Annotated in this window: 2 protein-coding genes and 1 pseudogene; 2 read left to right on the top strand and 1 reads right to left on the bottom strand. The window is 60.3% G+C overall.

Features of this window, described 5'->3' with window-relative positions:
- Positions 1-873 precede the first annotated feature (873 nt).
- Complete coding sequence (locus tag NKI47_RS34585) at positions 874-1,176, top strand: DUF982 domain-containing protein (protein ID WP_023803730.1); 303 nt, start codon at positions 874-876, stop codon at positions 1,174-1,176.
- Positions 1,177-1,426: 250 nt separating this feature from the next.
- Positions 1,427-3,108, top strand: a pseudogene (locus tag NKI47_RS34580) (ISL3 family transposase).
- Positions 3,109-3,395: 287 nt separating this feature from the next.
- Here NKI47_RS34580 and NKI47_RS34575 read toward each other — a convergent pair.
- Positions 3,396-4,391: an IS110 family RNA-guided transposase gene (locus NKI47_RS34575; RefSeq protein WP_352596258.1), complete on the bottom strand. Its 996-nt coding sequence runs from the start codon at positions 4,389-4,391 to the stop codon at positions 3,396-3,398.
- Between the last annotated feature and the right edge of the window lie 88 nt (positions 4,392-4,479).

Below are 4,479 nucleotides of genomic sequence, written 5' to 3'. Positions count from 1 at the left end.
GGCTCATGCTGTGCTGCTAACTACGCTCGAAAGGACGACCTTAAGAGCGCAGCTTCGCTACCGGGCCATGCTCCCGCAAGGCGGCCCTCGCCGGAGGCGTACGACAGAACCGGCGATCATGGTACGCCGCGAGACCTCAAGCTCGCCATGCCGCGAACCTTGCGGTGTAAGGTTGCGAAGAAGATAAATTTTAGGACAGAGAACAGTCGGGCCGATCGATCGGCTCCAGTAGGTTGTGAGAGCGACGCGATGTGATGGCGAGACTGGTCAGGCCGGGAACAGGGACCCGTCGAATATCGGAGGCACCATAGCCTGATAGGCAGATGGGATCCAGTTCGCCGACCCATCAGGGCCAGCAGTCTCGAACGGCTGCATCAACAGGCCGGACAGAAGACTGCACCCGCCCAACGCGCCGTAACGTCCAATTACCTCTTGCATCGCGGGAGCCATCCACAGAGGACTTTCTGGGAGAAGGCGACGGCGCTGCATGCGGAGGACCACCGGCCGGCGGTCTGCCCGAACGCCGCGCTCGTGTCGGTAATGTCGAGGCTTCCTTCAGCGAATAGCGACCAACAGGAGAACTTTGACCGATCGCGGGTGCGAAGCCGCATTGGCATGTGAGCGCCCAAATAGACTGCCAAGCCACGCTCGAGACAGCGTGCAGATCTTTGCCCAATGGCCCGAGGTGATGGGCTGCCAAACTGTGACTCTCAAGCTCCCCTCCGAACCTCCGAAGACTGCACCAGAGGACTACGACCCGCTGCCTTCCTCTTAAACCGTCATCGCTCTGACAACACATTCTGCAATGCTCGGCGGATGTCGATGAGGCGGCTCATCACGCAAAGTAGGTATTCAGCAGGTCGGGAGGAACGAATGAACCCTGATGCTTTCCGCAGCCCAGTTTTCGTTAAGCGTGCAACGTACATCGTGCAAGAGATTGCCAGCCTGGCCGACGCTATCGATTTCCTCAACGAGTGGCCAGGAAACCGCAGAGACTTGATCCACGAAGCCGCCCTCAAGGCGTGCTATGATGCATACGACGAGCGAATACCTGTAAGCGCAGCGCGCAATGCCTTTTTCGGCTTTGCGAAACGGGCCGCTATATTGGAAGATGCAACCTCCGCGATGCAGTGGCTCGCTGCCTGCAAGTCGGGCAATGGAAAAGTGAAAGTGTAGGCGTACGCGAAATGTGCGAGACTGGCGCGGGTAGCACGCCAAGGAGGGCACTGTGTCGAGATTTCAAAGTTTGCCGAAAGCTAAAGCTCATCAAAATCGACAACAAAACGGCAATCTCGCGCAACCCCCATCATAAACCAGACCCACTGCACTCGGTCGCTAGTGCCAAGTGTCGCTTGGCAGTTAATGGGGCTCTGCCTCACTTTGTGTGGTTCATTCGCCGTTGGCGAGGATGCCGCTATGTGCGGGCATGCGAACGAAAACAAAATGGTCCCCCGGCCCAGGGGCTAAAATACGGGGTGTCGCGTTCACTGATGATGACAGTTGGCTTGGTTCCGCTGCCGGACCGGACGTTCGGCATTTGCCCCGATTGCGGACGACGGACCCGAAGTCGGCATGGCTGGTCCAACCGCAGCCTTCAGGATCTGCCGGTCCAGGGCAAGACCGTGACGGTGAAGCTTCGGTTGAGCCGCTGGCGGTGCGCACATCAGAAATGTGAACGACAAACATTCACCGACCGTCTGCCGACGATTGCTTCCCCTTATGCGCGCCGGACAAGGAGTCGCGGAGATTGTCGGTCTGCTCGGCCAGAACACCGGCGGCCGTCCCGGCGAGCGCTTGATGCGACGGCTCGGCATGCCGGTCTGCGACGACACTATCCTGCGGCAGCTGAAGCGAGATGCCGCGGTCGCTCACGGCAACTCCACCATTCGGGTCGTTGGCATCGATGACTGGAGCTGGCGGCGATCATGGCGCTACGGCACGATGATCGCATTCGGTTGTCGACACCGTGGATGACAGAAGCGTGGCGAGTGCGTCGCAATGGCTAGAGCGGCACCCTTCCGTCGAGATCGTGAGCCGAGACCGATGCGGGCTCTATGCGCAAGCTGTTCGCGAGGGTGCACCGCAAGCGCGCCAGGTGGCTGATCGGTTCCATCTCATGCAGAATCTGCGGGTCGCAATCGAGGAGCAGATGAGCCTTTCGGGCCGCGCCACGGGGCCTGCATTGCTGCCCGATAAGGGTATCGGGAGCGCGCAAGTCGATCTGATGCAGGATGATCCGCACGTTGACGCAACGCATCGGCGCCGGGTGCGCCACGCTCATCGACAATCGCGGCAGACGGTGTTCGAAATGGTTCACGCCTTGCGCAAGGAAGGGCTGTCCTGTTCCGAGATCGCCCGTCGTACCGGCTACGGCCGGCGCAGCATCGCCAAATGGCTGACTTTCGACACGCCACCCGACCGACGCAGGGCCGCGTCGAAGCCGACGTCACCCTTATATTTCGAGGCGTTTCTTAGCCAGTCCTGGAGAGACGGCAATCGCTGCGGACGACACCTGTTCCACGATATCAAACAGCGCGGCTACACGGGCAGTTTCTCGAATCTGGAGCGGCTTCTCGCAAGCTGGCGCCGCGCCGAGAGGCCGGGCAAGGACAGTGCGTCGCCTGCTTCGATCATACGCCATCAACCAGCCCGCGATGCTGTCCCCATCCAGGATCCGGCGACCGGCCATGTGATCTCGCCGGTAGTCGCCGCGGCCCTCTGCATGAAGGCCCGGGGTATGCTGACGATCAACCAGGCGAGAAAGGTCGACGTCCTGAAGCAGGGATCACATGAGTTTGCCACGATGCGCAGGCTTGCCATGCGCTTCCGCGGCATTTTGCGGGGCCTGTGAATTGGACAAGCTCGACACTTGGATCGAGGATGCCGTCAACTCCGGGCTCGTCGCCATCACGCGTTTCGCTCGGGTCCTACGCCGTGACGTTGACGCCGTTCGCAATGCCATTGAATTACCGTGGAGCAACGGCCAGGCGGAAGGGCAGATCAACCCGCCTGAAAAAGATCAAGCGTACGATGTACGGCAGAGCGGGCTCCGAACTCCTTAGAGCACGCATGCTGCCACTCAACCGCCCTGATCACCACACAAAGTGAGGAAGAACCTAATTAGCTTCTGTGGTTGCCGTCCGTCGCGCAAGTAGCTTCTGACCTTTTTGACGTGTGATCGAGTGCGGTCTTCTGTCAGGCCTTTGCTTACGGCACTTTCAAAAGCCGCGGGCCGGTATGGTGATCTGCGGAAGGGGTCCAAATCTGCCAAACGAGCTCTACGCCCTCAGTTAATTGCTGGTTTCCCGATCCAGATCTGTTCGATCATGCGCCCATTCAGGTCGTCGACTTCTCACACCTCCTTGCCAGTCCTGGTTATTCGCGGTGGTTTCTTGTCACGCCGCCATAGCCAGAGCCGGGTTTCGATAATCTTCCTGCTTCGTCAGCATGGCCCAGATGTTCCGAGCCATCTTGTTCGCCAGTGCGATCGCCACCAGCATGCGCGGTTTCTTCGCGAGCATCCGCGAAAGCCACGATCCTTGCGCTGGCGGTTTGCGGCTCGCCCAACTCACGCGGGACATTGCGCCGATGATCAGGAGCCTGCGGATATCGGCTTGGCCAGCCTTCGACACCCGGCCGAGCCTTTCTTTCCCGCCAGAAGAGAACTGTCGTGGAACGAGGCCGAGCCAAGCAGCAAAGTCCCGACCGCATCGGAAGCTCTCCATCGCTGGCGCGAAAGCCTCGACGGCCAGGGCGATCAGCGGCCCCACACCCGGCATGGTTTGAAGTCGGCGCGCGGTTTCGCTCTGCCGAGACAGGTCAGCGAGCTTCTTCGTCTTCTCCTCGACCCGGGCCGTCTTCTCGCCGATCTGGGCCAGAAGGTCGCGGCACTCCTCCCGCACAAGCTCGGGCAGATCGACTTCAGTATTCTCGACAAAGGCCTCAATGCGCTTGACGTGACCAATCCCCTGCGGAAGGACCTGCCCATATTCGTAGAGAACGGCGCGCAGAGCGTTCACCAGTTCCGTTCGCTGATGAACAATACGCTCCCGCGCCCGAAACAGAACCGCCCGCGCTTGCTGGTCAGCGGTCTTCGGCTCGACAAAGCGCATTTCAGGCTGACGGGCCGCAATGACAATTGCCTCGGCATCGGCCGCGTCATTCTTTTGTCGCTTCACGAACGGGCGCACATATTGCGGCGCGATCAGCTTGACTGCATGGCCCAGCTTGACCAGCTCGCGCGCCCAGTAATGGGCGCTGCCGCAGGCTTCCATGACGACAAGCGCCGGTGGCTGCTCTGACATGAATTGGAAGAACTGCCCGCGAGACAGTTTCTTGCGATACTTCACATCGCCTGTCATCGATGCCCCGTGAAGCTGGTCGGGTAGCAGCGGCGCATTGCTGCGCCGCCGCCCCCTAAGAACCGGACATGCGGATCACCCCGCATCCGGCTCAAGCCATTCTTCAGCACCATGGTGT

The organism is Mesorhizobium sp. M0633 (assembly GCF_040320645.1).
In the GTDB taxonomy this organism is placed as follows: domain Bacteria; phylum Pseudomonadota; class Alphaproteobacteria; order Rhizobiales; family Rhizobiaceae; genus Mesorhizobium.
The sequence above is the reverse complement of the archived record's forward strand: the minus strand, read 5'-3'. Positions and strand labels throughout refer to the sequence as shown.

Coding starts and splice junctions, on each gene's coding strand:
- NKI47_RS34585 (WP_023803730.1), top strand. CDS start 874: ATGAACCCTGATGCTTTCCGCAGCCCAGTTTTCGTTAAGCGTGCAACG.